The sequence below is a fragment of the Paenarthrobacter nitroguajacolicus genome (assembly GCF_007786235.1).
Classification (GTDB): Bacteria; Actinomycetota; Actinomycetes; order Actinomycetales; family Micrococcaceae; genus Arthrobacter; species Arthrobacter nitroguajacolicus_A.
In genome coordinates this window covers 1-24,267 of the sequence record NZ_VNFK01000028.1, presented here as the reverse complement: position 1 = coordinate 24,267, position 24,267 = coordinate 1, and the positions used below count along the sequence as shown (strand labels likewise).

General features: G+C 63.6%; 26 protein-coding genes and 1 tRNA gene. 15 read left to right on the top strand and 12 right to left on the bottom strand.

Annotation, left to right across the window (positions count from 1 at the left end):
- Window positions 1-89: 89 nt before the first annotated feature.
- The 7 genes from FQP90_RS22185 to FQP90_RS22150 all read left to right on the top strand — a co-directional run bounded on the left by FQP90_RS22185 (window position 90) and on the right by FQP90_RS22150 (window position 5,256).
- Entirely contained in the window at window positions 90-1,538 is a 1,449-nt protein-coding gene (locus FQP90_RS22185) for an FAD-binding oxidoreductase (protein ID WP_144653231.1), read from the top strand.
- Between the two features lie 381 nt (window positions 1,539-1,919).
- The gene (gene dhaK, locus FQP90_RS22175) at window positions 1,920-2,921 is read left to right on the top strand and encodes a dihydroxyacetone kinase subunit DhaK (RefSeq protein WP_144653229.1); all 1,002 of its coding nucleotides are present in this window, start codon (window positions 1,920-1,922) and stop codon (window positions 2,919-2,921) included.
- A gap of 2 nt (window positions 2,922-2,923) precedes the next feature.
- Complete coding sequence (gene dhaL, locus FQP90_RS22170) at window positions 2,924-3,586, top strand: dihydroxyacetone kinase subunit DhaL (protein ID WP_144653228.1); 663 nt, start codon at window positions 2,924-2,926, stop codon at window positions 3,584-3,586.
- Window positions 3,583-4,260 (top strand): dihydroxyacetone kinase phosphoryl donor subunit DhaM, encoded by a 678-nt coding sequence (gene dhaM / locus FQP90_RS22165; protein WP_144653227.1) that lies wholly within the window; start codon window positions 3,583-3,585, stop codon window positions 4,258-4,260. The genes dhaL and dhaM overlap by 4 nt, the downstream gene beginning before the upstream one ends.
- An 89-nt stretch (window positions 4,261-4,349) precedes the next feature.
- Window positions 4,350-4,526 carry a CsbD family protein gene (locus FQP90_RS22160; RefSeq protein ID WP_144653226.1) on the top strand — a complete coding sequence of 59 codons (177 nt, stop codon included), beginning with the start codon at window positions 4,350-4,352 and terminating at the stop codon, window positions 4,524-4,526.
- Window positions 4,527-4,632: 106 nt separating this feature from the next.
- The gene (locus FQP90_RS22155; protein ID WP_144653225.1) at window positions 4,633-4,893 is read left to right on the top strand and encodes a DUF4235 domain-containing protein; all 261 of its coding nucleotides are present in this window, start codon (window positions 4,633-4,635) and stop codon (window positions 4,891-4,893) included.
- Window positions 4,894-4,896: 3 nt separating this feature from the next.
- Complete coding sequence (locus FQP90_RS22150; protein ID WP_144653224.1) at window positions 4,897-5,256, top strand: VOC family protein; 360 nt, start codon at window positions 4,897-4,899, stop codon at window positions 5,254-5,256.
- Between the two features lie 26 nt (window positions 5,257-5,282).
- On the opposite strand, the gene FQP90_RS22145 is transcribed toward FQP90_RS22150, so the two are convergent.
- A complete protein-coding gene (locus FQP90_RS22145; RefSeq protein ID WP_144653223.1) occupies window positions 5,283-5,816 on the bottom strand; it encodes a VOC family protein in 534 nt (177 codons plus the stop codon).
- A gap of 75 nt (window positions 5,817-5,891) precedes the next feature.
- Between FQP90_RS22145 and FQP90_RS22140 the strand changes: the two genes are divergently transcribed.
- Complete coding sequence (locus tag FQP90_RS22140) at window positions 5,892-6,698, top strand: AraC family transcriptional regulator (protein ID WP_144653222.1); 807 nt, start codon at window positions 5,892-5,894, stop codon at window positions 6,696-6,698.
- On the opposite strand, the gene FQP90_RS22135 is transcribed toward FQP90_RS22140, so the two are convergent.
- From FQP90_RS22135 to FQP90_RS22120, 4 genes are all read right to left on the bottom strand, one after another.
- The gene (locus FQP90_RS22135) at window positions 6,658-8,040 is read right to left on the bottom strand and encodes a cation:dicarboxylate symporter family transporter (RefSeq protein WP_244296936.1); all 1,383 of its coding nucleotides are present in this window, start codon (window positions 8,038-8,040) and stop codon (window positions 6,658-6,660) included. The genes FQP90_RS22140 and FQP90_RS22135 overlap by 41 nt on opposite strands.
- Window positions 8,041-8,185: 145 nt before the next feature.
- A complete protein-coding gene (locus tag FQP90_RS22130) occupies window positions 8,186-8,713 on the bottom strand; it encodes a hypothetical protein (RefSeq protein ID WP_144653221.1) in 528 nt (175 codons plus the stop codon).
- A 184-nt stretch (window positions 8,714-8,897) separates the two neighbouring features.
- The gene (locus FQP90_RS22125) at window positions 8,898-9,380 is read right to left on the bottom strand and encodes a hypothetical protein (RefSeq protein ID WP_144653220.1); all 483 of its coding nucleotides are present in this window, start codon (window positions 9,378-9,380) and stop codon (window positions 8,898-8,900) included.
- A 32-nt stretch (window positions 9,381-9,412) separates the two neighbouring features.
- The gene (locus tag FQP90_RS22120; protein ID WP_144653219.1) at window positions 9,413-10,363 is read right to left on the bottom strand and encodes an A/G-specific adenine glycosylase; all 951 of its coding nucleotides are present in this window, start codon (window positions 10,361-10,363) and stop codon (window positions 9,413-9,415) included.
- Between the two features lie 136 nt (window positions 10,364-10,499).
- On the opposite strand from FQP90_RS22120, the gene FQP90_RS22115 reads away from it, so the two are divergent.
- Complete coding sequence (locus FQP90_RS22115; RefSeq protein ID WP_144653218.1) at window positions 10,500-11,222, top strand: hypothetical protein; 723 nt, start codon at window positions 10,500-10,502, stop codon at window positions 11,220-11,222.
- 47 nt (window positions 11,223-11,269) lie between these two features.
- Here the strand turns inward: FQP90_RS22115 and disA are convergent, their stop codons facing one another.
- From disA to FQP90_RS22095, 4 genes are all read right to left on the bottom strand, one after another.
- Window positions 11,270-12,346 carry a DNA integrity scanning diadenylate cyclase DisA gene (gene disA / locus FQP90_RS22110; RefSeq protein ID WP_024819020.1) on the bottom strand — a complete coding sequence of 359 codons (1,077 nt, stop codon included), beginning with the start codon at window positions 12,344-12,346 and terminating at the stop codon, window positions 11,270-11,272.
- Between the two features lie 284 nt (window positions 12,347-12,630).
- On the bottom strand, window positions 12,631-13,254 hold the full coding sequence (locus tag FQP90_RS22105) for a Pr6Pr family membrane protein (protein ID WP_144653217.1): 624 nt from the start codon (window positions 13,252-13,254) through the stop codon (window positions 12,631-12,633).
- Between the two features lie 54 nt (window positions 13,255-13,308).
- Window positions 13,309-14,682 (bottom strand): DNA repair protein RadA, encoded by a 1,374-nt coding sequence (gene radA / locus FQP90_RS22100; RefSeq protein ID WP_144653216.1) that lies wholly within the window; start codon window positions 14,680-14,682, stop codon window positions 13,309-13,311.
- Window positions 14,683-14,797: 115 nt separating this feature from the next.
- On the bottom strand, window positions 14,798-15,925 hold the full coding sequence (locus tag FQP90_RS22095) for an FUSC family protein (protein ID WP_144653215.1): 1,128 nt from the start codon (window positions 15,923-15,925) through the stop codon (window positions 14,798-14,800).
- Window positions 15,926-16,161: 236 nt separating this feature from the next.
- Between FQP90_RS22095 and pstS the strand changes: the two genes are divergently transcribed.
- From pstS to pstB, 4 genes are all read left to right on the top strand, one after another.
- Window positions 16,162-17,283 carry a phosphate ABC transporter substrate-binding protein PstS gene (gene pstS / locus FQP90_RS22090; RefSeq protein ID WP_144653214.1) on the top strand — a complete coding sequence of 374 codons (1,122 nt, stop codon included), beginning with the start codon at window positions 16,162-16,164 and terminating at the stop codon, window positions 17,281-17,283.
- Between the two features lie 151 nt (window positions 17,284-17,434).
- The gene (gene pstC / locus FQP90_RS22085) at window positions 17,435-18,367 is read left to right on the top strand and encodes a phosphate ABC transporter permease subunit PstC (protein WP_144653213.1); all 933 of its coding nucleotides are present in this window, start codon (window positions 17,435-17,437) and stop codon (window positions 18,365-18,367) included.
- Complete coding sequence (gene pstA / locus FQP90_RS22080; RefSeq protein WP_144653212.1) at window positions 18,368-19,471, top strand: phosphate ABC transporter permease PstA; 1,104 nt, start codon at window positions 18,368-18,370, stop codon at window positions 19,469-19,471.
- Window positions 19,472-19,534: 63 nt separating this feature from the next.
- Complete coding sequence (pstB, locus tag FQP90_RS22075; protein ID WP_011772968.1) at window positions 19,535-20,314, top strand: phosphate ABC transporter ATP-binding protein PstB; 780 nt, start codon at window positions 19,535-19,537, stop codon at window positions 20,312-20,314.
- Window positions 20,315-20,473: 159 nt separating this feature from the next.
- Here the strand turns inward: pstB and FQP90_RS22070 are convergent, their stop codons facing one another.
- A complete protein-coding gene (locus FQP90_RS22070) occupies window positions 20,474-21,490 on the bottom strand; it encodes an inorganic phosphate transporter (protein ID WP_144653211.1) in 1,017 nt (338 codons plus the stop codon).
- A gap of 1 nt (window position 21,491) precedes the next feature.
- Entirely contained in the window at window positions 21,492-22,109 is a 618-nt protein-coding gene (locus tag FQP90_RS22065) for a DUF47 domain-containing protein (RefSeq protein ID WP_144653244.1), read from the bottom strand.
- Between the two features lie 196 nt (window positions 22,110-22,305).
- Between FQP90_RS22065 and FQP90_RS22060 the strand changes: the two genes are divergently transcribed.
- Window positions 22,306-23,040 carry a hypothetical protein gene (locus tag FQP90_RS22060; protein ID WP_144653210.1) on the top strand — a complete coding sequence of 245 codons (735 nt, stop codon included), beginning with the start codon at window positions 22,306-22,308 and terminating at the stop codon, window positions 23,038-23,040.
- Between the two features lie 232 nt (window positions 23,041-23,272).
- Here FQP90_RS22060 and FQP90_RS22055 read toward each other — a convergent pair whose 3' ends face one another.
- A complete protein-coding gene (locus FQP90_RS22055) occupies window positions 23,273-23,932 on the bottom strand; it encodes a hypothetical protein (protein WP_144653209.1) in 660 nt (219 codons plus the stop codon).
- A 228-nt stretch (window positions 23,933-24,160) separates the two neighbouring features.
- Between FQP90_RS22055 and FQP90_RS22050 the strand changes: the two genes are divergently transcribed.
- Window positions 24,161-24,233 (top strand) — tRNA-Lys (locus FQP90_RS22050).
- The last annotated feature ends 34 nt before the right edge of the window (window positions 24,234-24,267 follow it).

Here is a 24,267-nt window from a genome sequence, read left to right as displayed (position 1 = left end):
ATACCTCTTCTCTTATATCCAGTTGATGGATAAACTGATCAAGGCTTGCTGGGGAAGCTTCCACCACATCGGTCAATTGAGAGAAGATCATGCAGTCCCACGCGTCCTTTTCAGATGTTTCAGAACTCCAACTCAGCGTGCGCGGTCCAGTGTTCACGCCTGCCGATTCCGGCTTCGCCGCCGAAGTAGCGGCCTTCAATTTGTCCACGCAGCACCAGCCCGACCTCGCCTTCGGAGCCCTCGACGCAGAGGACGTTTCGGCGGCCGTTCGTTGGGCCTCTGAACGGGGCATGTCCGTCTCCGTTCAATCCACCGGTCACGGTGCCACCAATGCCATCGAAGGCGGCTTGCTCATCAGCACCCGCCGCATGCTTGAGCTCAGCATCGATCCCCTTGAGAAAACAGCCCGCGTGGGTGCGGGCGTCCGCTGGAAGGCCGTGGTTGAGCTCGCCGCGACGTTCGGTTTGATGGGGCTCTGCGGTTCCACCACTGATGTGGGCGTGGTGGGTTACACGCTCGGCGGCGGCTTACCGATCCTGGGCAGGAAGTACGGCTTCGCTTCGGACCACGTCATTGCCTTCGAGCTTGTCACCGCTGACGGTACGCAGCGCCGGGTGACCAAGGACGAGAATGCTGAACTCTTTTACCTCCTGCGCGGAGGCAAGGGCAACCTTGGCATCGTCACGGCCATGGAATTCCATCTGTTCCCGGCGGCCGATCTCTACGCCGGTGGGGTGTACTTCGACGGCGAGCATGCCCCGGAAGTCCTGGGGGCATTCAGGGAATGGGTGCCATCGCTGCCGGTGGAGGCGTCGGCGTCCTTGGCGTTCCTCCGCCTTCCGGACATGGAGATGATTCCGGAACCGCTGCGGGGAAAGTTCGTCATTCATCTCCGCTACGCCTTCCAGGGTGATCTGGAAACCGCGGCGGAAGTCCTGGAGCCCATGCGTCACTGTGCACCGTTCATGATGGACGCCACAGGTCCCTTGGACTCCACCCAGTTCGACACGATCCACCAGGACCCGGACCAGCCTGTACCGGTGCGGGAGCACGGCTTCCTGCTGGATAGGTTGGACGACCAGGCCGCAGAGACTTTGCTGCGGCACTTTGGCCCCGGCGTCGAAAGCCCAGTGTTGCTGGCAGAACTTCGTCTCTTGGGCGGCGCCTTGGCGCAAAGCGCTGAGGGTGAGGACATAGTGGGCGGGCGTGACGCAGCGTTCAGCTTCTTCATGGGCGCAATTGCTGTCCCGCCGGTTTTGGACATCCTGCCGGCAGTCTTCAACTCTGTTCATGAAGATCTCCGTCCTGCCGCAAACGCGGGGACGTTCGTGAACCTTCATGGCCACTTTGTGGATGCCGAGGACAGGGAGCGGCCCTGGTTGCCCGGTGCGCGGGAGCGGCTCCGTAAGGCGAAGGCCGAGGTGGACCCAAAAAACATGTTCAGCTTCGGGCACGTAGTGGGGCTTCCGGTGATCGATCAGACCGTATTGATCGAAGATGTCGTGACCACTGGCGGCGACGCCGTGCTCAACAACTAAGGGGATGCGGACAATGAATAATCGCGTGACGTTCCCCGATTTCTCCGCCTTCCAGATCGACATCCCGCACGGATCATGGCCGCACGAAGCGTCGTGGACCGGGGACCGCCATTCCGATCCTGACCTGTACTCAGCCTTCTGGCCCGAGTTTCACGCCAGGAGCGAGTCGGAGGAAGAGCCGGCTCATCAGAGGGGATCCGCGTCCGCGCCTTGAGCCGGGGACTAACGCATTTCCGTCCGGGAGTGCAGGCGGAAGGGACAGTCATTGGGGGCTGTCCCTTCCGTTATTTAAGTATCCTTCCACCGCTTCAAGGCCTACCGTGGCCCGGGCCGCCGGTAGTAGGGTCAGAGCACCAGCCACAGCACGCCCAGGAGCATCCCATGAAAAAGCTCATCAATGATCCACGCGCCGTGGTGGACGAGTCCGTCGAAGGCTTCGGCATGGCCCATGCCGATATCGTGGACGTCCATCCCGAGCCCAAGTTCGTCGTCCGGAAGGGCGCGCCAGTAGCGGGCAAAGTCGCCCTGGTATCCGGTGGAGGCAGCGGCCACGAGCCACTGCACGCCGGTTTCGTAGGGCTCGGCATGCTGGACGCCGCCGTCCCCGGGGCAGTGTTCACCTCGCCCACGCCCGACCAGATCATCCCGGCGACCGTCGCCGTGGACTCAGGTGCCGGCGTCGTGCATATCGTGAAGAACTACACCGGCGACGTCCTGAACTTCGAGACCGCAGCCGAGATGGCGCAGGCCGAAGGCGTGCATGTTCGTTCGGTACTGGTGAATGACGACGTCGCGGTGGAGGATTCGCTGTACACGGCGGGCCGCCGCGGGGTTGGCGGAACCGTCCTCGTGGAGAAGATCGCGGGCGCCTCTGCCCAACGAGGCGACGACCTTGATACGGTCACAGCCATTGCAGAGCGGGTGGTGGCCAACGTGCGGACCATGGGCGTAGCTCTGTCCGGTTGCACGGTGCCGCACGCGGGCACGCCGAGCTTCGAGCTCGCAGAGGATGAAATCGAGATCGGGATCGGCATCCACGGCGAACCAGGCCGGCACAAGATTGCGATGGAAAGCGCTGACGCCATCACGGACCGCCTGCTGGAGCCAGTGCTCGAAGACCTCGCCCTGGCATCAGGGGACAAGGTGCTGCTGTTCGTCAACGGCATGGGGGGTACCCCACAGAGTGAGCTGTACATCGTGTACCGGCGGGCGGCGCAGGTCCTGGCCGAGCGCGGTGCCACCGTGGAGCGGTCGCTGGTGGGGAACTACGTCACGTCCCTGGAAATGCAGGGTTGCTCCGTGTCCGTGCTGCGTCTGGACGACGAACTGACCAGGCTCTGGGACGCACCCGTCCACACCGCCGCGTTGCGGTGGGGAGCCTAAGCATGGGGCTGGACGTCGGCTGGGCAGTGGACTGGCTGAAGCTCTCCGCCAAAGCCATGGCCGAACATCGCGTGGAACTCATAGAACTCGACCGACCCATCGGCGACTCGGACCACGGCGAGAACATGGACCGCGGCTTCCAGGCCGTACTCCAAAAGCTCGACGAGTCCCCACCGGAAACTCCCGGGGCAGCGCTGAAGGCCGCAGCGATGGCGCTTATGTCCAAAGTGGGTGGAGCAGCCGGGCCGTTGTATGGCACCGCCTATCTCCGCGCAGCTACGTCATGGGGCGCTGCTACGGACGTGGATGCGGAGGCGCTGGTAGCTGCCTTGGAGGCCGCCCGTGATGGTGTGGTGGCCCGAGGCAAAGCCGAACTCGGCGACAAGACCATGGTTGATGCGTGGACCCCTGCCGTGGAAGCTGCACGGAAAGCTGCCGAGAGCGGTGCGGATCCTGTGGGTGTCCTTGAAGCGGCCGCTGAGGCCGCAGAGACTGGCGCCGCGGCCACAGACCCGCTGGTGGCACGCAAGGGAAGGGCCAGTTACGTGGGAGAGCGCAGCGCCGGGCACCGTGATCCCGGAGCGGCATCCACGGCCCTGCTCCTTCGTGCGGCCGCGGCTGCCGCTGTGGGCTCCACCGGTGACCAGGGAGCCGACGCCGTATGACAGTGGGGATCGTGGTGGTTTCGCACAGCAGCAAGATCGCTGAGGGCGCGGTGGAACTCGCCGCGCAGATGGCGCCCGACGTCGACCTCGTCGCCGCCGGGGGCACGGACGACGACCGGATCGGGACAAGCCTCGAAAAGGTGCTGGCCGCCGTCGAGCAGTCATTGGTTGATTCCGGCGGCGACGGCGTTGTGGTGCTGACGGACCTGGGATCGGCGGTGATGACGGCTGAGTCCGCCATGGAGTTCGCCAGTGAGCCTGATGCCATCCTGCTGGCCGATGCTCCCTTGGTGGAGGGCCTCGTGGCCGCAGCCGTCGCTGCCCAGGGAGGCGCCGGCGTCGAGGACGTTCGCAGCGCGGCTGAGGCCGTGGGTTCCAAGGCCGTGGAAGCGACTGAGTCGCCTGGCGTGGCCGAACCTGACGCAAGTGCTGAGTTTGAGCTGATCAACCCCCTGGGCATGCATGCGCGTCCTGCTGCAAAGATCGCCGGAGGCCTGTCCGGTCTGGACGCGGAGGTGACCGTTAACGGCGTCGACGGCATGTCGATCATGGCGCTGATGGCGCTCGCCGCAGGCAAGGGTTCCACGCTCCGCGTCGAAGCTCGGGGCAAGGATTCGCTGAAGGCCGTTGAATATGTGGGGCGGCTGGTGGAGGAAGGGTTCGGCGAGCTCTAGTTTCAGCGGATCTGCTCCAAGATATTGCTAAGTATGCTGATTAGTGATGTTGTAGAGGTACAAGGTTCCTACGACGAAAGAGGTGCGACATGGGTGCTGACGACAAGATGGAGAATGCCGGCGAGAAGCTTGGTGGCAAGGCCAAGGAAGCCGCCGGCAAGCTGACCGACGACAAGGGCCTCGAAGCTGAAGGCAAAGGCGACCAGGTCAAGGCAGACCTCAAGGGCGCCGGCGAGAAGCTGAAGGACGCCTTCAAGAAGGACTAGGAATGTGGACAGGGCCGCTGCGGTTGCAGCGGCCCTGTCTTGTTGTGCAGCGCTTGTTGAGTGCAGCGCCGTTCGTGGCGCGCGCTAACTGATGGAGGATGAAATCGTGAACATATTGGTAAAGCTCTTTGGCCTGGCCGTAAGCCTCGGCGCCGGTGCTCTGGCAAATAAGACGCTGGAGGGCCTGTGGCAGAAGAAGACCGGCAAGCCCGCTCCCAAGGACGGCACTGATCTCAATGACTCCTTGCCCGGCGTCCTGGTCTTCGCGGTAGTTTCCGCGGGTGTTGGCGCAGTGGTTCACGTTCTCACGCAAAGGGGCACCAAGAGCGCCCTTGCCCGCATGAAAAAGACGGCTGACGAGGTTTAGAACATGGCTATCGCTAAATTCCCGAGTGTTGTCATCGATTGTCCCGACGCGGCTGCATTAGCCGCCTTCTACGGCGAGCTGTTCGGTTGGGAAGTTGAGGACAAGGGCGACTGGTTCGATATCCGCCCCAGTGACGGCAGCAACTGCATCTCCTTCCAGCAGGTGGAGGTGTATCAGGCGCCGGTGTGGCCTGGACAGACGATCCCGCAGCAAATGCACCTGGACATGGTGGTGGAGGATTTGGACAAGGGCGAGGAAGTCGCCCTCGCCCTCGGTGCGAGCAAGGCCGACCACCAGCCGGGCGAAACATTCAGGGTGTTCCTGGATCCGGCCGGGCACCCGTTCTGCCTTTGCCTTAGCTAGGGCTAGGGCTAAGGCTTGGCCACGGGCTAGGGCTGGCCCTGCTGCGCCGGGTCCTGCTGAGCGGCCCATTCCTCCACGCGGCGGTTGCTCTCTTCTTCCGACAGGTCCTCGACACGCGTCATGATGGACCAGCGAACTCCGAAGGGATCGCGGATACTCGCGTAGCGGTCACCTGAAACGAACGTGGACAGTGGTTCCCGGATGGTGGCGCCAGCTTGCTCCGCGCGTTGAACCAGCCCGTCGGCGTCGGCGCAGTACAGGCCCATCGAGTAGCAGTCGTTTTCTCCCTCCGTTGCCGGGACCAGGTGGTACTCGGGATTGGGCTCGCCCAGCTGGAGGTGGCCGTTTCCGAAGTCCAGTTCCGCGTGGACCACCATCCCGCCCATCTCGGTCTCACCCACTACCCGGGCTCCGAACACCTCCCTATAGAAGGCGATGGCCTCCTTGGCATTGGGAACGGCGAGGAACGGCGTGAGGCTGGTCAGGCCTTTCGGGATGCCGTGCGTCGTGTGTTCGCCGTGGGCGGCAGTGGTTGATGCTGTGCTTGTAGTATCGGTCATGCGTATGACGCTACGTGCCCGGTCCAGGCCGGCGCTTGGAAATTCGCGACAGGTTCAACGCCGAACGGAGGTCCTATGGAAAGCTCCTTCAAAGGCATCCTCTATCCGGCGCGGCTGCCCACCTTCCATCGTTTTCCTGCCCCTGCCGCCGTCGCTGACTTGGTGCAGTGGTTCTGGATCCCGGAATGGGACATAGAGCCGGGCCGCACCTCCCGGCAACACGTCATTGCCTACCCTGCCTCCAACCTGGTGGTTCAAGGTGATGGGGTGGAAGTCTCCGGTCCCACAACCCGCGCCGCGTACCGGGATCTGACAGGCAAGGGATGGGCGGTTGGTGCCCTCCTCCGCCCGGCGGCAGTGCCCCTGTTCGCCGATGACCCAGGAGCCTTGCGCGACAAAGAAGTTGCTCTGGCCTTGGAGGCTCTGCGCCGTCCGGTCGAGGCCGCCATGACGATGCCTTCCGGCGAAACAGCGTCCGACGGCGGCGCTCGCCGTGAGCTGGCAGTGGCCGCCTTTGTGGCGTGGCTGGTGTCGTTGGAGTGTGTTCCGTCTGAGGAGGCGTTGCTCGCGAACAGCATGGTGGACCTCATCGCCTCCGACCCCGCAGTGGTCCTGATTGAGGACGCGGCATCACGTCTTGCGGTGTCGCCGAGGACCCTGCAGAGAATCGCGAAGAAGTACGTTGGCCTCAGTCCGTCCGCACTGATTCGCCGCCGAAGATTGCAGGACGCCGCAGAGCGTGCCCGGTCCAGTCCAACAGCGGACCTTGCGGCGATCGCCGTCGAACTTGGTTACGCAGACCACGCGCACCTCACGAACGACTTCCGGAAGTACCTGGGCTTTACCCCGAGTACGTATCGGAGGTCAGCTGGGGAGACTTGAGTGCCGGGGCCGACGGTTCGGCTGCTTCCTCGACGTCCGGCGTCCTGGGCTCCCCGCGGAAGGCGGCCAGCATTGCGTCGCGATCAAACTGTCCCTCCCATTTGGACACCACAAACGTAGCGACGCAGTTGCCCAACAGATTGACCACAACGCGCATGGAATCCATCAGGCGGTCCGCTCCCAGCAGGAGTGCCACACCCGCCACCGGGAAGATTCCCAAGGCTCCAGCTGTCGCGGAGAGGGCAAGGAAGGCCGAGCCTGGAACCCCTGCCATACCCTTGGACGTCAGCATCAGGATGCCCAAAGCGGCCAGTTGCTGGCCCAGATCCAGGTTGTGACCGAAGGCCTGGGCCAGGAAAAGGAGGGAGATGGAAAGGTAGAGCGCGGCCCCGTCCAGATTGAAGGAATACCCGGTGGGGATCACCAGGCCTGTGGTTGCCCGCGAGCACCCGGCGTTGGTCAGTTTGGTCATGATGCGGGGGAGTACTGATTCCGTAGAGGCTGTTCCCAGGGCCAGCATGAACTCCTCGCGGGAGTACTTGATGAACTGCCACAGTGGGACGCGCGGATAGACCCAGGCCACGATGAACAGCAAGCCGATGAACACCAGGGCGGAGCCGTAGCAGGCGGCCACCAAGAGCGCGTACGTGCTGAGTGAGCTGAGGCCGTACTGGCCGATGATGAACGCCATGGCTCCGAAAGCGCCAACCGGTGCCACCCGCATGACCCAGGCCATGATCTTGAAGAAGAGTTCCAGCGTGGTCTCCATGAGATCAATGACGGGCTTGCACTTCTCGCGGCCCACCACCACGATGGCGGCGCCGAAGAAGATGGCGAAGCAGAGGACCTGAAGCAAAGAGTTGGAGGCGAACGCCCCCACGACACTGGTGGGTATGACACCGAGCAGGAACTGGCCGATGTCCTTGGGCGGAGCTGTGGTGGTCTTGGCGTTTACCGCGTCCTCAGACAACGATGCGGGGTCAATATTGAGGCCGACTCCGGGCTGGACAACGTTGGCCACGACCAGTCCAAAGGCCAGCGCGAAAAGTGTGGCGGCGGTGAAGTAGATGAGGGCCTTGACGCCCACCCTTCCGACGGACTTCACGTCGCCCACGGCCGAGATTCCCGTGACAATGACCAGGAAGATCAGCGGGGCGATGATCATTTTGATGAGCTGGATGAAGCCGTCGCCCAGTGGGCGGAGGGCGGACCCGACCTGCGGCCAGAAGTACCCAATGGCGATCCCCAGCACCACGGCCATGAGGATCTGGAAGAACAAGGATTTGTACAGGGGCTTCTTTGCCGCCGGGCTCACTTCGGGTACGGGTGCGGGGATCTTCAAGAGGGCGCCTATCTGTGCTGGGGCCGTGCAGGGTCACGGCCTGGGATCACACAAGACGCTATGAGGGGCTTGTTTCGGAATTGCTAATTCCAGAGTCCCCTTGTGTTTAATATCGGAATGAAGATTTCATAATGCGGAAATTCGGCTACGGTTGTAGCGGCAGGCAGGCGTCTGCCAGTACTTCTTCGGGCTTGCGGATCGGCTTGCGTGCAGCATCGAGATACAGCCTGTAGGACACCACATTCTCACTTGCGGCACCAGTGGCACACCCGCATCGGTAGGCGTGCAGCATCCACTGGCCGCCCAGGAGTGCCTGCAGCCAGGCATCGCATTCCGTCAGCGGGAGGGACGTTTGGATCCCTGTGTCCTTCTGGTGCGCTGCGATGGACACGGTGAGGCACATTCCAGCCGGGGCTGGGCCAACGGTGAACCACCCCAGCTCCACCGACTCAGCCACCATAGTGAGTTGGACGCTTGCGTCCTCGAAGGACTGCAGGGGCCCCAGCCGGTGTTGGCGACGGCCGAGGTGACGTGGCTCCCCACGCCGTGGAGCTTCGGTCATGGCCGTGCGGAGCTCGTTGAGTTCCGCCGCATGCTTGTTGTGGATCCTCGCGCTGAAGTCCACGGCCCATGACCGTTCAGCTGCGGTAACTCCTTGATTGTCAGCGCTCACTGCATCTCCAAAGATCCACCATCCGGGCATGGTGGCAAGAGAATACCCGGCGAAAAATCAAATCGCCAGAGAGATCAGCTGAAAAACCCACACTGCCATTATTGAGTCAGCTTCGCCTGCCGATTGCTGGTGTCCGAGGTGGGCGTGAGTCCCGGCGCCCCGGCTTCCCCTGCCCTAAGCGCAGCTACCGCTGCTTCAGCCCCTCAGCGTCCAGCACCACACCGGCCGAGACGACGCGGCCGCACTGTTCGCCGTACGGGTACTCGCCCGTCGGCGTGAAGGTCAACGCCCGGGCCTGCAAGGCCGTTCCGGCCGGGCTGGTACCCGTCACCGTCGCATCTAGCGGAGTCTCCGAGAGCGCCGGCATTTCCAGGAAACCTTGCAGGGTCCCGTCGGGCGACGACGTCGCCGAACAGACGCCATCCGGCGAGCACCCTTGGTCCACAGCCACTGACCCCGGATGCAGCACCAGCTCTTTGTCCGTGCACGTACCGTCTTGGCACGCCTTCAGTCGAAGCGATCCAACGTCATCTGCGTAGTTGGCCGACACCGTCACGGAGACTCCCGCAACATGTCCGATAGCCGGGCAAGCCACCGCTTCAGGAAAGCATCCCGGAAGCAACGCTGCAGTTCCCACGAGCGTCAAAGCCAGTCCGATTCTGCCCATGGCTTCAGGGTAGGACTACACGCCGGTGGAAGCTACGCCGGAAGCCGCAACCCGCCGTCGTGCATCTCCGCCAAGCCGTCACTCAACAAACCGTCCAATGCGCGCTCAAGCTGCTCAGGTGCCGAATTCAGCCTGTGCAGTGCGGCGAGCGGAATGCCAACTCCGGAGGGAGCGAAGCCAAGGTCGGCCGGTGAACGCTCGAACATTTCCCGCGGGACAGGGTAGGCGGCTTCGCGGAGGACGGCCATCACGGCGCCGCGGACCTGACGGTCGGTGCCGTGCCATGACTGGCCCTTGGGGGTGTACGACGGCGGCGGCTCACCGGCCGCAAGCCAAGCGCAACTCGAGCGGACGGGACAGTCAGCGCACTTGGGACTGCGGGCTGTGCAGACCATGGCGCCGAGCTCCATGACGGAAGCATTCCAACGCACGGACAACGCCTGCTCGACTGGGAGGAGTGCTTGGGCAAGGCGCATTTCCCCGGCGGTCAAGGCCGGAGCGGGCAGGGCAGTTCCGGACACCAGCCGTGCGTGGACGCGCCGGATGTTCGTATCCACCACGGTCTCGCGCCGACCGAAGGCAAACGCGGCGACGGCGGCTGCCGTGTAGCTGCCGACACCCGGCAGTTCCAGGAGCTCGGGATACGTGTCGGGAACCTTGCCGTCGTTCTGCTCGCAGATGGCGACAGCGGCCGCATGCAACCGCAGGGCCCGCCGTGGATAGCCCAAGCGGCCCCAGTGGCGAACGGCTTCGCCCGAGGGCTGGTTGGCAAGATGGGCGGGCGTGGGCCAGCGGTCCATCCAGTCGCGCCACACCGGGAGCACCCGTACCACCGGGGTCTGCTGGAGCATGATTTCGCTGACCAGGATGCCCCATGGGCTGCAGTCGGGCTCGCGCCAGGGAAGGTCCCTTGCGGCCTCGGCGAACCACTGATCCAGGGCGCCATGGAGCTCGGTGAGCTTGTTGGAATCGGGAAGTGTCATACTGCCATCCACTGTAGTGGAACCCCGATCATCCGAGGCCCCGGGCAGTCCCATGGCCGACGTCACACACGTCCGGATTGGGGCCCTGCGGCGTGTAGGTTAGGTGCCCTGATACGCGCGAGCCTAGCCTAGAAGCATGGCCAACAAGGGTAAGCAGCAGTCGACCGCGCGCTCATCAGCGCCGGCGAAGGGTGCTGCCCGTGGCTCATCCCGTGCCGGTGCGCCGGGCAAAAGCAGCCCGACGAAGAGGCGACAGCCGAGCCCTGCCGTGTACCGCCGTCGTCGACAGGTTGTTTTTGGTGGCCTGCTGCTGGTGATCGTTCTGTTGGTAATTGGCGCGGTGGCCATCACGGGTGCCTTCACCGGGCAGCCGGAGCCGCAGGCCGTCACTACCCCGGACACCTCGCAGGCACCGACGCAGGGGAGCGCGCCCACCGGAACATCGTCGCCGTCCGCCTCGCCGACACCTGTGTGCGACTTCAACCTCATGACAGTCACCGCCAAGACGGACAAGCCTGCCTACGGTGCGGAGGAGAAGCCACTGCTCACCATGACCATCACCAACGGGAATGCGGCCCCTTGCGAGGTCAACGTGGGCACATCCCAAATGGAGTACCTGGTGATGAGCGGTGCGGACCGCATCTTCTCGTCCAAGGACTGCCAGACCGGCGGCGTGGACCTGATCAAGACCATCCAGCCCGGGAAGAGCGAGACGGCCAATTTTCCGTGGCAACGCAACCGCACACTTGAGGGCTGCGGCGCGATCAACGCCAAACCCGGGGGCGGCGGCGCTTACTACACGTTCGAGGCCCGGCTGGGAAACAAGGCCAGCCCCAAAGCCGTTTTCCAACTGAACTAACGCTGGACCGCGGCGGTTGACGGTATTGGTCGACGGCGGCGGGCGGCTTAGAGGAAGCGGTCCAGCAAACTGGCCTCGGCCATGCGGCTCAAACCCTCGCGGACCGTGCGGGCGCGCTGATCGCCGATGCCATCGACGGTCATGAGGTCGTCGATGGTGGCGGCCATGAGGTTCTGGAGCCCACCGAAGTAGTCCACCAGGCGATCAGCCACGGCCTTGGGCACGGACTTCAGCCCGGACAGCAAGCGGTAGCCACGGGGCTGGACCACGGCGTCCAACTGCTCCACCCCGCCGGCGAAGCCGATGATGTGGGCAATGCGGCTAAGGTCGATCAGTTCCGTCGGGCCGAGGTTGAGGAGGGCTTGGACGGCCTCCTCGATTTCCTCCGGTGTTGCGTCCGGATCCGAGTAGTCACGAATGATGACGTCGCTGCCCGGGCCGCGGCCCATGGTGAGTTCCTCCACCTGCAGCGACAGCAAGCGGCCGTCCTCGCCAAGTTCCAGGACGTACTGTGCGATCTCCTCCGAGATGCGGCGGACCATTTCCTGGCGCTGGAGAGTCACGGCGACGTCCCTGACCGTGACGAGGGCTTCGATCTCCAAGGCAGACAGTGAACTGGTGACCTGGTCCAACCTGGCGCTGTACCGTTCCAGCGTTGCCAAGGCCTGGTTGGCGCGGGCAAGGACCTTCTCCGAGCCTTCCAGGACGTGACGCAGCCCGTTCACGTAAAGCGCGATGATCTGCATGGACTGGCTGACGGAAATGACGGGGACGCCGGTCTGGATGGCGACGCGTTCAGCCGTACGGTGCCTGGTGCCGGATTCCTGGGTTTCGATGCTCGAATCGGGAACCAGTTGGACAGCGGCGCGGACGATGTTGCTGGCGTCCTTGTCGCAGATGATGGCACCGTCCATCTTGGCCAGCTCACGCAAACGTGTGGGAGAGAAATCGATACCGATATCGAATCCGCCGGAACAGATGGAGTCGATGGTGCGGTCATAGCCCAGCACGATCAAGGCACCGGTGCGTCCACGGAGGATGCGTTCAAGGCCATCCCGCAACGGAGTTCCGGGTGCGACTCTGGCCAGAGTCGCTTTGAGCGATTCTTCCGGGCTCCGGGCCATAGGGTTTCCCTTCGAAGGTGCAAGCCTCGGCTCACAGACAAGCTGAATCCGGCATCAGTGGGCACTCATGAAAAATGCCCCAATGACGACAAGCACAATGATAGGGCTTCCGGGCACCGTTAACCGCACCAGCAAGCCCCAAAATGGGTCATTTCGTTATGTTCGGCTGCCTCTGGAAGAGGGGTTTTCCCGCCTGTCTGACAGGTCCACTTTGGGGAACGGTGCCCGCTGACATGGGCGGATATAACAAATTGGTGTAGTTATTTCCGTGTGGATTCAGCGGTTTAGTAATCCACCTGCCGCTTCAGCTTGTTCCCAAGCCACAGCATTGCCAAGCTCACCACGAGGAACCCCACCGAGATGGCCAACGCGAAGATCACCACGCCGCCCCAGCCACCGGCGCGTGCGGGATCGATGAACCAGTACGGGTACCAGTCCACGAAGGCCCCGCGGACCAGGCTGTAGACCAGATAGCCGATGGGATAGAGCAGCCAGTACCAAATGTGCTTGGGCCTAAGGGTGGCGCGCGGCGGTTGGAAGAGCCAGTCCGCCACCATCACCACGGGCATCAGGTAGTGGACCACGAAGTTGACCCAAGGCAGCAGCGAGCCCAGGTCCTCACCAGCCAGCAGCGCCCCGAACACCAGCCCCACCACGGCCATGGCGATGGTGGCCGTTCCGCGGGTGACGTCGTCAATCTCGCTGGGGCGCTTGCGGATCAGCACCCTGTAGCCACTGATGAGCAACACCAGCGCCGCGAAGATATTGGACAGATTGGTGAAATAACTGAAGAAATTCCAGAAGTCGTAGCCCATGCCCAAGTGAACGGTCAGCTGTGTCCCCACAGCCACCAAGGTCAAAAGGCCAAAGAAAAAGCGTCCCCCGATAAGCACAGTTCTCTTGGTCATGAGCCAATCCTTGCCGAACCCGCAGCTCAGGAGGCACTCGACACCCCGGAAGGGCTAAGTGATCAACAGTTCCAGTGCCTCTGCGAGGTGGCCCACTTCGCGCACGGAGAAGCCGTCTGGGATGACGCCCGCACCTGCCGGACTGGCCGGCACTATCGCGTGCGTGAAGCCAAGCCGGTGCGCTTCCTGGATGCGTTGGTTGATGCCGGGAACCGGGCGGACCTCGCCTGCGAGCCCCACCTCACCGAACGCGATGAGCCGCTGGGGGAGTGCCTTCCGCGATTTTGCCGACGCAACAGCCAGGGCCACCGCCAGGTCCGTGGCGGGTTCCGTGAGCTTCACGCCGCCGACGGTCGCTACGTAGGAGTCGTCCTTGTGGAGCATGCAACCGGCGCGCTGCTGGAGGACCGCCAGCAGCATGGCCACCCGTGAACTCTCGAGCCCGCTGGTGGCCCGGCGGGGTTGGGAGTTGGGGCTTTCAGCAAGGAGTGACTGGACCTCGGCAAGCAATGGCCGCCGTCCCTCCATGGTCACCGTGATGCAGGTGCCGGAGACGGGCTCGCGGGTACGGGACACAAACAGTCCGCTGGGGTCCGCGAGACCCTCAATGCCGGCCTCGTTCAGGTCGAAGCATCCGACGTCGTCCGTGGCGCCGTAGCGGTTCTTGACCGCGCGCAGCAGGCGCAGGCGGGAGTGGCGCTCGCCTTCGAACTGGCACACGACGTCCACCAGGTGTTCCAGCAGCCGCGGGCCGGCGATGGTGCCTTCCTTGGTCACATGGCCCACCAACAGCGTGGTCATGTTGCGTCGCTTGGCTGCGGCGATGATCGATGCTGCCACCTCACGGACCTGCGAGACGCCACCGGCGCTGCCCTCCACGTCCGCGCTGCTCAGCGTTTGCACCGAGTCAACAATCAGCAGCTTGGGTTCCAGCTTCTCCACCTGCCCAAGTGCCTGCCCCAGGTCGGTCTCGGCGGACAGATAAAGGGTATGGGCCACGGCGTCGATCCGCTCAGCGCGCAGCTTCACCTGCGCCGCGGACTCCTCGCCGGTGATGTAGAGGACGTCCTGTCCGGTGCGCGCGAACTTCGCCGCTACGTCCAAGAGGAGCGTGGACTTCCCGACGCCGGGTTCCCCAGCGAGCAGGATGACGGCACCTGGCACGAGGCCTCCGCCCAGGACGCGGTCGAGTTCGTCCACCCCGGTGGGAAGGAAAGCTGCCGTAGTGCCATCCACCTCAGCGATACGGCGGGCCGGCTCCAGAACGGTAGCGGCCGCCGTCGTACGCGCTACCGTGGCGCCGTACTCCTCAACGGTTCCCCAGGCCTGGCACTCGCCGCAGCGCCCCACCCACTTGATGGCTGTCCAGCCGCATTCGGCGCATTTGTAGGCGGGTGTCTTGGATGCGCGGGAGGTCTTGGAAGCCATGGGTTCAAGGTTAGTCGCGGGGACTGACACTATTAGCCGCCGAGTTGGCACTTAATGACAATGTCAGTCCCTGGGATTGGCATTAAATGCCATCTCGGCGCGGCCCGGCGCGCAATCAAAGCGCCGGGAGTACGGCCCGCGCCTCTTCGGGCTCCATGCCGCTCGCCTCCAGCAGGTCAACCATGAGTGGGCGGAACAGCATCACCACGGTTTCGCCCTCCAGCCTCTGGACGTCGAGCATCTTGGGGTGCAGCCGGGCAGCGATGTCCGAGAGGTCGTTCCTGGCTCGGCGGAGATGAACCCGGCGGGTACCTTCGCTCTGCTCGGACAACCCGATGGTCATCTCGTCGATCGCCGCGGCGGTTTCCTGCAGGACTTCGGAGATGCTCTCGATCGCTTCATCGGACAATGCCGCATGGTTGATGGCACTGGTGAGCCGCCGCGCAAAGACGCGTGAGTTACGCAGCGCGAGGTCGATGTACTCCAGGGAGTGCTCCAGGCCAGCGAGTTCGTCCCGGTGCCTCCGGTGCGCGGGAGCGAGCGTTGCGACCTCACCCGAGGCCCGCAGGGTCTGCCGCATCCGGTCCACCAAAGGCTGGCAGTTCCGGCCGCGGATCAGCGCGTGCCAGGCCGTTGTTGAGTCGCTGTCGATCATGGCTTTGGCGCACTCGCGCAGTACCTCCGCGAGCTCATGCAGGATCTTCTGCACGTCCTTCCTCGGCTCCCGTCGCGGATCCTTCGGCACCAGGATGGTCACCAGCAACGCGAACACGCCACCCACCACGGCATCCAGGCTGCGCGTAAACGGGCCGCCCGCCGGCGCCGGCAGCAGCACCACCAGCAACGACTGCAGTCCCAGCTGGGTGGTGAAGATCGTGCCGCTGTCCAGGAACCTGGCCAGCAGGATAGAGAAAAGAAGCACGACGGCGGCCTGCCAGATCCCAGCGCCCAGCCAGTGGAGCAGCAAATCACCCACCACGATGCCCAGTGTGCAGCCCAGGCCCACCTCTATGACCCGACGCAGCCTTGGGTCGCGGGAGAAGCCCAAGGCAATCAAGGAAGACGTGGCAGCAAACAACGGCCCTTGGTGGCCCAGTACATATTCAGCGAAGGCGTAGGCTCCCACCGCGCACACAGTCATTTGGATGGCGGGAGTCAACGAGTTCCGGCTCCGCACCAAACCCGTTCGGACTCTGGCACGCAGGAACCTCTTGCTTGCAGAAAATCCCTTCGCGGCAGCCATGCCTCCCAGTCTATTTGCCCAGCCCGTCGCAACGACCGCAACCCGGGCGGCGCTCAAGGTGGCGCGCGCCACATAACCCAATGGTCCGCCGTCGTTCACCTTCTGTTCACCTTCCACCGCAGGTCCCGTTACCTGCGCTCCTTACCTTCAGTAAAGGAACAAAAGGTCCTCAGCTCGCGCACGCCGAAATCTCCGTTCGGCCCGCATCGAAGAATCCCTGGAAGGGGCACATCCAAGTGAAGGCAACTCACTTCGGCCGCAACGCGGCAATCGCGGTCATCGCAGCCGGCGCTCTCGCGCTCACTGCTTGCGGTTCAGACAACGCAACGGGCACCACCGCCGGCACCCAGTCGGCCGCATCCGGCCCTAAGGTTACCGGCACCCTGACCGGCATCGGCGCCTCCTCCACCGGCGCGGCCATGGACGCTTGGAAGGCCGGTTTCTCCACCGCCAACTCGGGCGCCACTGTTCAGTACTCCCCGGACGGTTCCGGCGCAGGCCGCAAGGCCATCATCGACGGCTCGGCACAGTTCGCCGGCTCCGACGCCTACCTGAAGGACGAAGAGCTGGAGAGCTCCAAGGCCAAGTGCGGCCCCGACGGCGCCATCAACATCCCGGTGTACATCTCCCCGATCGCCGTCGCCTTCAACGTTCCCGGCGTCACCGAACTGAAGCTCGACGCCGCCACCGTCGCCAAGATCTTCCGCGGCGAAATCGCCAACTGGAACGACCCCGCCATCGCCGCCCTCAACGAAGGCGTCACCCTGCCGGACCTCAAGGTCACCCCGGTGAACCGCTCTGACGACTCCGGCACCACCACCAACTTCACCGACTACCTCGCATCTGCTGCTCCCGAGGTGTGGACGGACAAGGCTGCCGGCATCTGGCCCGCAAGCCTCGCGGGCGAAAACGCCAAGGGCACCTCCGGCGTCGTCAAGACCGTCACCGACACCCCAGGCGCCGTGACCTACGCCGACGACTCCGCTGTCTCCGGCAAGCTGGGCACCGCCTCCATCAAGGTGGGCGAAGAGTTCGTCAAGATCTCCGCCGACGCTGCAGCCAAGGCCGTCGAAGCCGGCAAGGCCGTTGACGGCCGCGCCGCCAACGACGTCGCCATCAAGCTGGACCGCAAGACCACCGAATCGGGCGCCTACCCGGTAGTCCTCGTTTCGTACCACGTAGTGTGCACCACCTACGAAACCAAGGAAGTTGCTGACCTGGTCAAGGCCTTCGAAACCTACGTCGTCTCCGACGAAGGACAGCAGACCGCAGCCGACGCCGCAAAGTCCGCACCGCTCTCCAACACGCTGCAGGACAAGGCCAAGGCCGCTATCGAAACCATCAAGGCCAAGGCCTAAGGGTTTCCCGCGGGTTTGCTGAACCCGGCTGAACACTGAAGTTCCCTGTCCCGCGCGGAGTGGCCGCCAAGCCGCTGGCTGTAAGGTCCGCCGCGCGGGATAGGGAACTTAGCCATGTAAGACCAGTTCACTGAGACTGAAGGATCGTGAAGTGACCACCAACTCCCTGACAACCTCCCAAGGCGCAGGACGCGCCGGGGACAAGGTTTTCTCCGGGGCCGCAATGGCCGCAGGGTGCCTGATTCTCGCGGTTCTCTTCGGAGTCGCGTTGTTCCTTGTGGTGCAGGCGATCCCCGCCCTCACCGCCCCGCCTGAAGACATCCAGGGCGGCAACGGCTTCTTCGCCTACATCGCACCGATCGTGGTGGGCACGCTCATCGCCGCCGTGATCGCCCTCGTCATCGCCACCCCCGTGGCCATTGGCGTGGCCCTTTTCATCTCCCACTACGCACCGCGCCGGCTCGCTTCGGGCCTCGGCTACGTGGTTGACCTCCTGGCCGCCATCCCATCCGTTGTCTACGGCGCCTGGGGTGCAGCCTTCCTGGCCAAGGAAATCTCCCCGGCCTACGACTGGCTGGCCAATAACCTCGGCTGGATCCCGATCTTCGAAGGCCCGGCATCCGCCACCGGCAAGACCATCCTGACCGCCGGCATCGTCCTGTCCGTCATGGTCCTGCCCATCATCACCTCCCTGTCCCGCGAAATCTTCCTGCAGACCCCCAAGCTGCACGAGGAAGCAGCGCTCGCCCTGGGAGCCACCCGCTGGGAAATGATCAAGATGGCCGTGCTGCCGTTTGGCCGCCCGGGCATCATCAGCGCCATCATGCTGGGCCTGGGCCGCGCACTCGGCGAGACCATGGCTGTTGCCTTGGTCCTCTCCTCCGGCGTCCTGACCGCCAGCCTCATCCAGTCCGGCAACCAGACCATCGCTGCCGAAATTGCCCTGAACTTCCCCGAAGCCAGCGGTATCAAGGTCAATACGTTGATCGCCGCAGGCCTGGTGCTGTTCGTCATCACCCTGGGCGTGAACATGATCGCCCGCTGGATCATCACCAGGCACAAAGAATTCTCGGGAGCCAACTAAATGACCGCCACAGTAGTCCGGAAGCGCTCCGCGCTCACCAAGGGCCAGCTGCCCAAGTTCGCGCCCTACATTGTCCTGGCCGTCGCGCTGATCGTCGGCGCGGCCATCCTGGCGCTCATCGGCTTCAACGCCTTCGGCTGGGGCATTGTCTCGGCCATTTTGTTCGCCGTAGGCCTGGTCTCCTGGAGCGGCGTAGTTGAAGGCGCACGCAAAGCCAAGGACAAGCTCGCTACCTGCCTGGTTGTTGGCGCCTTCCTGATTGCGCTCCTGCCGCTGATCTCGGTCATCTTTACCGTGCTGGTCAACGGCATTCCGGGCCTTATCACGCCCGGTTTCCTCGGCACATCAATGAACGGCGTCACGGGCGCGTTCGACAACAAAGCAGTGGAGGAAGGCGCTCCCGTCCTCGGTGGCATCTACCACGCGCTGATGGGCACGCTTCAGATCACGCTCTTGGCAACCGTCATCTCCGTCCCTGTGGGCCTGCTCACCGCGATCTACCTGGTGGAATACGGCAATGACCGACCGCTGGCCCGCGCCATCACGTTCTTCGTTGATGTCATGACCGGCATTCCTTCCATCGTGGCCGGCCTTTTCGCGGCAGCGTTCTTCTTCGCAGTTGTGGGCCCCGGCACCAAGACCGGCGCGGTAGCCGCCGTCGCGCTTTCCGTCCTGATGATCCCGGTGGTGGTCCGCTCCAGCGAGGAAATGCTGAAGATCGTCCCGAACGAGCTCCGCGAGGCTTCCTACGCGCTGGGTGTGCGTAAGTGGCGCACCATCACCAAGGTGGTTATTCCGACGGCGATCTCCGGCATCGCGTCCGGCGTCACCTTGGCGATCGCCCGCGTTATTGGCGAAACTGCGCCGATCCTGGTGACCGCGGGCTTCGCCACCACCATCAACAACAACGTGTTCGGTGGCTGGATGGCTTCGCTGCCGACGTTCATCTATACGCAGATCCTCAACCCGACGTCGCCGTCCAACCCTGGTCCCTCCGACCAGCGTGCTTGGGGCGCCGCGCTGGTGCTGATCATCCTGGTGATGCTCCTGAACCTGGGAGCCCGCCTCATCGCCCGTCTGTTCGCACCCAAAACGGGACGCTAAACGGGTCTGCCGGGCCGCCCGGCACTCAAAACTTCCAGAACCCCCAAGGAACAAAGGAACACCATGTCCAAGCGCATCGACGTCAAAGACCTGAATGTCTACTACGGCAATTTCCTGGCCGTCGAGGACGTCAACATCAACATCCAAGCCAAGTCCGTCACCGCCTTCATCGGCCCGTCCGGCTGCGGCAAGTCCACCTTCCTCCGCACGCTGAACCGCATGCACGAGGTCCTTCCCGGAGCCCGCGTGGAGGGCGAAGTCCTCCTGGACGGCGACAACCTCTACGGCCCCGGCGTGGACCCCGTCACCGTTCGCACGCAGGTAGGCATGGTCTTCCAGCGCCCCAACCCGTTCCCCACCATGTCCATTCGCGACAATGTGCTGGCCGGTGTGAAGCTGAACAACAAGAAGATCTCCAAGGGCGCAGCCGATGCCCTGGTGGAAAAGTCCCTGGTGGGCGCCAACCTGTGGAACGAGGTAAAGGACCGCCTGGACAAGCCGGGGTCCGGTCTTTCCGGTGGCCAGCAGCAGCGTTTGTGCATCGCCCGCGCCATCGCCGTTGAGCCGCAGGTGATCCTCATGGACGAGCCCTGCTCCGCCTTGGACCCCATCTCCACGCTGGCCGTCGAGGACCTCATCAACGAGCTCAAGGACCAGTACACCGTGGTGATCGTGACCCACAACATGCAGCAGGCCGCACGCGTGTCCGACAAGACCGCGTTCTTCAACATCGCAGGCACCGGTAAGCCCGGCAAGCTGATCGAGTTCGCTGACACCACCAGCATCTTCAACAACCCTGGCCAGAAGGCAACGGAAGACTACGTCTCCGGCCGCTTCGGATAAGGGTTCTACGGGTTCCGGCTTCTATGGGGGGAGTCGGCACATAACGACGGCGGCCGTCGCCTTGGGGGTACGGCCGCCGTCGTTTTTTGTTGCCCAACTGACTGGCATTAGTGGTTATTCTGAGCCCTCAAAACAACCACTAATGCCAGTCAGTTGGGTCTACAGGTCCGCGAGGGGCGAGAACGCCAGCTCCAGGATGAAGGCCGCCGCAGCGGTAACCAGGGGAGTCGCCACCCAGAACAGCAGGATCCGCCGGACCAGCCGCCGGTTGACCGTGTGGAACCGCTGGTTGATGCCCGCTCCCAGCACGGACGCCGTCAGTGTATGGGTGGTGGAGAGGGGAAGATGGAAGCCGATGGCGCCGATAAAGAGCATCACGGAAGTCAGGGTCTGCGCCACGAAACCGCGCTGTGGATCCACCCGGATGAGCTTGTGGCTCAGCGTGTGTGAAATCCTCCAGCCGCCGAACATTGTTCCCGCCGTGAGCATGACCGCTGTGAGCAGCAGGATCCAAAGGGGAACCGTGCTTCCACTGGACAACCCGGCGGCCACCATGGCCAGCACAACCACCGCCGCGGTTCGTTGGCCGTCCTGTAGGCCATGGCCGAACGCGACGGCCGCGGTGGACACGGCCTGAGCCCTTCGGAACCGCCTATTCACCACGTTGGGCTGCGTGTAGCGGGCAGCCCATGTCACTGGCCATACCAGCAAGTACGCCGCCACAAAGGCGATGACGGGCGATAAAACCAGCGGGAGCACCACTTGCGTCAGCAGGACGTTGTCCATGCCACCCACCGCGTTGCCGCCCACCAGGACGCTTGCGGCGCCCGCACCAATCAGGCCACCCACCAGGGAGTTGGTGGAGGACAACGGAATTCCCCGCCACCACGCATACACGCCCCACAGGATGGCTGCAGTGAGCGCCGAAGCGAGAATGGTCAACCCGCTGGTGCCTGTGGGCAGAGTGATCCACGACTGCGTAAACGCAAGGACGAAGGTGCCACTGAGCATGGCACCCACAAAGTTGAAGAGTGCCGCCAGAAGCACCGCGATGGACGGAGTGAGGGCGCGGGTCCGGGTGGATAGGGCGACGGCGTTGGAGACATCGCGGAAGCCGTTGAGGAACGCGAATCCAGAGGCTAAGCCAACTACCAAGACCAGGATGGCAATGGTCACGTCATGATTCCTTGACGATGATGCTGCCTACCTGCGTGGCGACCTTCCGCATGTCCTTGGTAACTTCCACCAACTGGTTGGCGATGTCCCTGTGCCGCGCGTATTGCGTGGACTTCATGTCCTTGAGCATCTCGGCCACCCAGATCCGGTGCGTCCGCTCTGCGCGTTTGGCGAGCCTCAGGATTTCGATCCAGTAGTCCTCCAGCTCGTCCAAGTCCTCGAGCTTCCGCATGGCATCCACGGTGAGCTCGGCTTGGCGGCTGATGATTTCCAGTTGGTCCGCTGCACGTTTGGGCAGCCGGTCCAGTTTGTAGAGGGCCACCAGATCGCCGGCGGCATCCAGCTTCTCCATGGCTTCGTTAAGGTGGCGGGAGAGCGTGTACATGTCCTCGCGGGGAAGCGGGTTCACAAAGCTGGTGCGCATGTGCGTCAGCAACGCGAAGTGCAGGTCCAAGGATTTGGACTCGTGCTCATGGAGTTCTTCGGCGAGGCGGTCGTGCTCGCTGGCAGGAGCGCCGAGGATCTCGGAGAGCGTTCCGGTGCCAGCCACGATCACGCCGGCCATCTGCGCGAGCAGTACGAGCCCGGCGGGTTCCTGGGGGAAAAGGCGCAGCTTCATTTCGCTTCCGGGCTGGGGACGGATGGGGCGCGGGCTGCTTGACTTGACGCTGCCCGTTTCGGTCATAACTTTACCGTTCCGCTGGCGCGGTCTGGGAAGTGCCCGGAACGTTGCGGGCAGTTGTCCCCATCGCTGGCGCCGCCCATCCGTGCAAGACTTAGCAAGTCTTCGAGTTAATCCAATCAATGGGGGAATTATGCGCATCAACAATGTAGTGAAGATCACCAGCCTCGCGGCGGCCGGACTGCTGGCCCTGACAGCTTGCGGCGCAACCATGGCGGGTTCGACGACGGGTGGTACCGAATCGCCGTCGCCCGCCTCTTCGTCCGCAGCACCATCTTCCGCCTCTTCGTCGTCGGCGGCTGCGTCGTCATCCGCTGCCGAAGGGGCGTCCACGGGCGTCTACACGGCAGCTGCCTGGGCGCTCCCCATCACGGATAAGGGCGACAAGCTCGGCGCCATCAAGGGCGACAGCTTCAGCGTGGACATTTACCAGGTGGCCACGGACGTAGCGTCCAAGGACAGCATGTTCGTGGATAAGGAGACCAAGGAAAACCTCCTGAAGAAGGGCGATCCGATCGTGTACCTGAACTATGTGGTCACCAACACCTCATCAGCAGACATCCCGCTGAGTCATTCGCTGGTCACGCCCAAGGCAAAGTACCTGGACTGGAAGTACATGGGCGGCATGCCGTCCGATTCCAGCAGCGACGGGTACAAGAAGCACGGGCTGAGCAGCTCCGGTGTGAAGCTGAAGGAAAAGGATCCGTTCGTGCTGAAGCCCGGTGAGTCCTTCAACCTTGCCGAGAACTTTGCCTACACCGCGGGAAAGGAAACCGGAATCGAAGCGACTTTGACGCCTCAGGACGCTGCCGGCGACCTCGACCACGACAAGAAGGAAAAGGCCGAAACCACGGTCACGCTGAAGTAATCCTGCCGGTTTGCCCGGGTCCGCCTCAGTGCCGACCCGGGCAAACTGCGTTCGGGCATAAAAATGGTGCCGAACCGGATACGCCTCTCGGCGGTAGGCCGCTCGAAGCGGCTATAAGTTGAAGCCCGGGGGTTTCGCGGTTCGACACCAGTTTTAGTTTTCACCGTCAGGCTGGGTAAGTCAACATTGACAGTCCGGGGCCGACGTGGGTACGTTTCGCCCCTTTTGTTGCTTAGTCGAGCTCCCCTAGGCGCCACGCATTGGCGGCGTGCTCAAGGTCTTCGGCGGTCTTCACCAGTTGGTGCGAGTTGCGCGTGAGCTTGCTCGCGTGGCCCTCGTTGCTGTGCTCCGCGCCATCGGCGAGAGTAGCTTGGCCGAGCGCCACCACGCGGCAGAAAGCAGCGGAGCGTTCCAGCGCGACGTCGAACTCGCCGTCGAAAGCGCCGGACAAAATGGCGTCAGCCATGGTCTTCATTTCATCGGCTCCCGGTGGCTCGGCAGCGCCCGCCACTACGTTGGAAACCTGCGCGGTGTCGCGCCCAGCCCGGAAGTAGACGGAGATCTTCTCGGGGTTTTGGATGGTGGCGGCGCGGAGGGCGTAAAGCCTCCAGAGCGCGCCGGGAAGGCTTCGTGCGGGGCTTTCCGCCCACATCTCGGCGATGGCTTCCAAGCCTTGTTCGTCGGCCAGTTTTACCAAGCGGCGCGTGACCTTGGGATCGTCGCTGTCGCGGCCTCGTCTGACAAGAGCTTGGGCAGCAAGGTGGGCGGCCTCGGAGACGCGCGCGGGGTCGGCGCCACCAGCGAACGGTTCGAAATCGATGGGCGCGAAGGGCTTGGGCTTGTGGTGCCTGTTTGCTCCGCCGTACGCAGGTGGTCCTGGCTGTTCGCTCATGACTTCACCGTACTCCTGTGCTCTGGTGGGGTCGAGTAACGGTTGCCGTTGTTGCTGGCGGGCCGCCACCACCTACTTTGCCGCCGCCTTGGGCCCGACACGCCGCTGCCGCCGCGCGCCGCCGTCGAACGTTCGCCCAAGCAAGGTGACGACGGCGCACGTCACGTTGAGTTCCTTGCTGGCCTTGACCTTGGGGTACAGTATTCATGGCTGTTTCTACAGCTGGAGGGGCCTTTAGCTCAGTTGGTAGAGCATCGGACTTTTAATCCGTGGGTCGTGGGTTCGATCCCCACAGGGCCCACCCTCCAAGACAGGCCGGAGACGCTAAGTCTCCG

What these genes read in the sequence shown, in the direction of transcription:
- FQP90_RS22185 (WP_144653231.1), top strand. Translation starts at nt 90, where the DNA reads ATGCAGTCCCACGCGTCCTTTTCAGATGTTTCAGAACTCCAACTCAGC.
- dhaK (WP_144653229.1), top strand. Translation starts at nt 1,920, where the DNA reads ATGAAAAAGCTCATCAATGATCCACGCGCCGTGGTGGACGAGTCCGTC.
- dhaL (WP_144653228.1), top strand. Translation starts at nt 2,924, where the DNA reads ATGGGGCTGGACGTCGGCTGGGCAGTGGACTGGCTGAAGCTCTCCGCC.
- dhaM (WP_144653227.1), top strand. Translation starts at nt 3,583, where the DNA reads ATGACAGTGGGGATCGTGGTGGTTTCGCACAGCAGCAAGATCGCTGAG.
- FQP90_RS22160 (WP_144653226.1), top strand. Translation starts at nt 4,350, where the DNA reads ATGGGTGCTGACGACAAGATGGAGAATGCCGGCGAGAAGCTTGGTGGC.
- FQP90_RS22150 (WP_144653224.1), top strand. Translation starts at nt 4,897, where the DNA reads ATGGCTATCGCTAAATTCCCGAGTGTTGTCATCGATTGTCCCGACGCG.
- FQP90_RS22145 (WP_144653223.1), bottom strand. Translation starts at nt 5,816, where the DNA reads ATGACCGATACTACAAGCACAGCATCAACCACTGCCGCCCACGGCGAA.
- FQP90_RS22140 (WP_144653222.1), top strand. Translation starts at nt 5,892, where the DNA reads ATGGAAAGCTCCTTCAAAGGCATCCTCTATCCGGCGCGGCTGCCCACC.
- FQP90_RS22125 (WP_144653220.1), bottom strand. Translation starts at nt 9,380, where the DNA reads ATGGGCAGAATCGGACTGGCTTTGACGCTCGTGGGAACTGCAGCGTTG.
- FQP90_RS22120 (WP_144653219.1), bottom strand. Translation starts at nt 10,363, where the DNA reads ATGACACTTCCCGATTCCAACAAGCTCACCGAGCTCCATGGCGCCCTG.
- FQP90_RS22115 (WP_144653218.1), top strand. Translation starts at nt 10,500, where the DNA reads ATGGCCAACAAGGGTAAGCAGCAGTCGACCGCGCGCTCATCAGCGCCG.
- disA (WP_024819020.1), bottom strand. Translation starts at nt 12,346, where the DNA reads ATGGCCCGGAGCCCGGAAGAATCGCTCAAAGCGACTCTGGCCAGAGTC.
- FQP90_RS22105 (WP_144653217.1), bottom strand. Translation starts at nt 13,254, where the DNA reads ATGACCAAGAGAACTGTGCTTATCGGGGGACGCTTTTTCTTTGGCCTT.
- radA (WP_144653216.1), bottom strand. Translation starts at nt 14,682, where the DNA reads ATGGCTTCCAAGACCTCCCGCGCATCCAAGACACCCGCCTACAAATGC.
- FQP90_RS22095 (WP_144653215.1), bottom strand. Translation starts at nt 15,925, where the DNA reads ATGGCTGCCGCGAAGGGATTTTCTGCAAGCAAGAGGTTCCTGCGTGCC.
- pstA (WP_144653212.1), top strand. Translation starts at nt 18,368, where the DNA reads ATGACCGCCACAGTAGTCCGGAAGCGCTCCGCGCTCACCAAGGGCCAG.
- pstB (WP_011772968.1), top strand. Translation starts at nt 19,535, where the DNA reads ATGTCCAAGCGCATCGACGTCAAAGACCTGAATGTCTACTACGGCAAT.
- FQP90_RS22065 (WP_144653244.1), bottom strand. Translation starts at nt 22,109, where the DNA reads ATGAAGCTGCGCCTTTTCCCCCAGGAACCCGCCGGGCTCGTACTGCTC.
- FQP90_RS22060 (WP_144653210.1), top strand. Translation starts at nt 22,306, where the DNA reads ATGCGCATCAACAATGTAGTGAAGATCACCAGCCTCGCGGCGGCCGGA.
- FQP90_RS22055 (WP_144653209.1), bottom strand. Translation starts at nt 23,932, where the DNA reads ATGAGCGAACAGCCAGGACCACCTGCGTACGGCGGAGCAAACAGGCAC.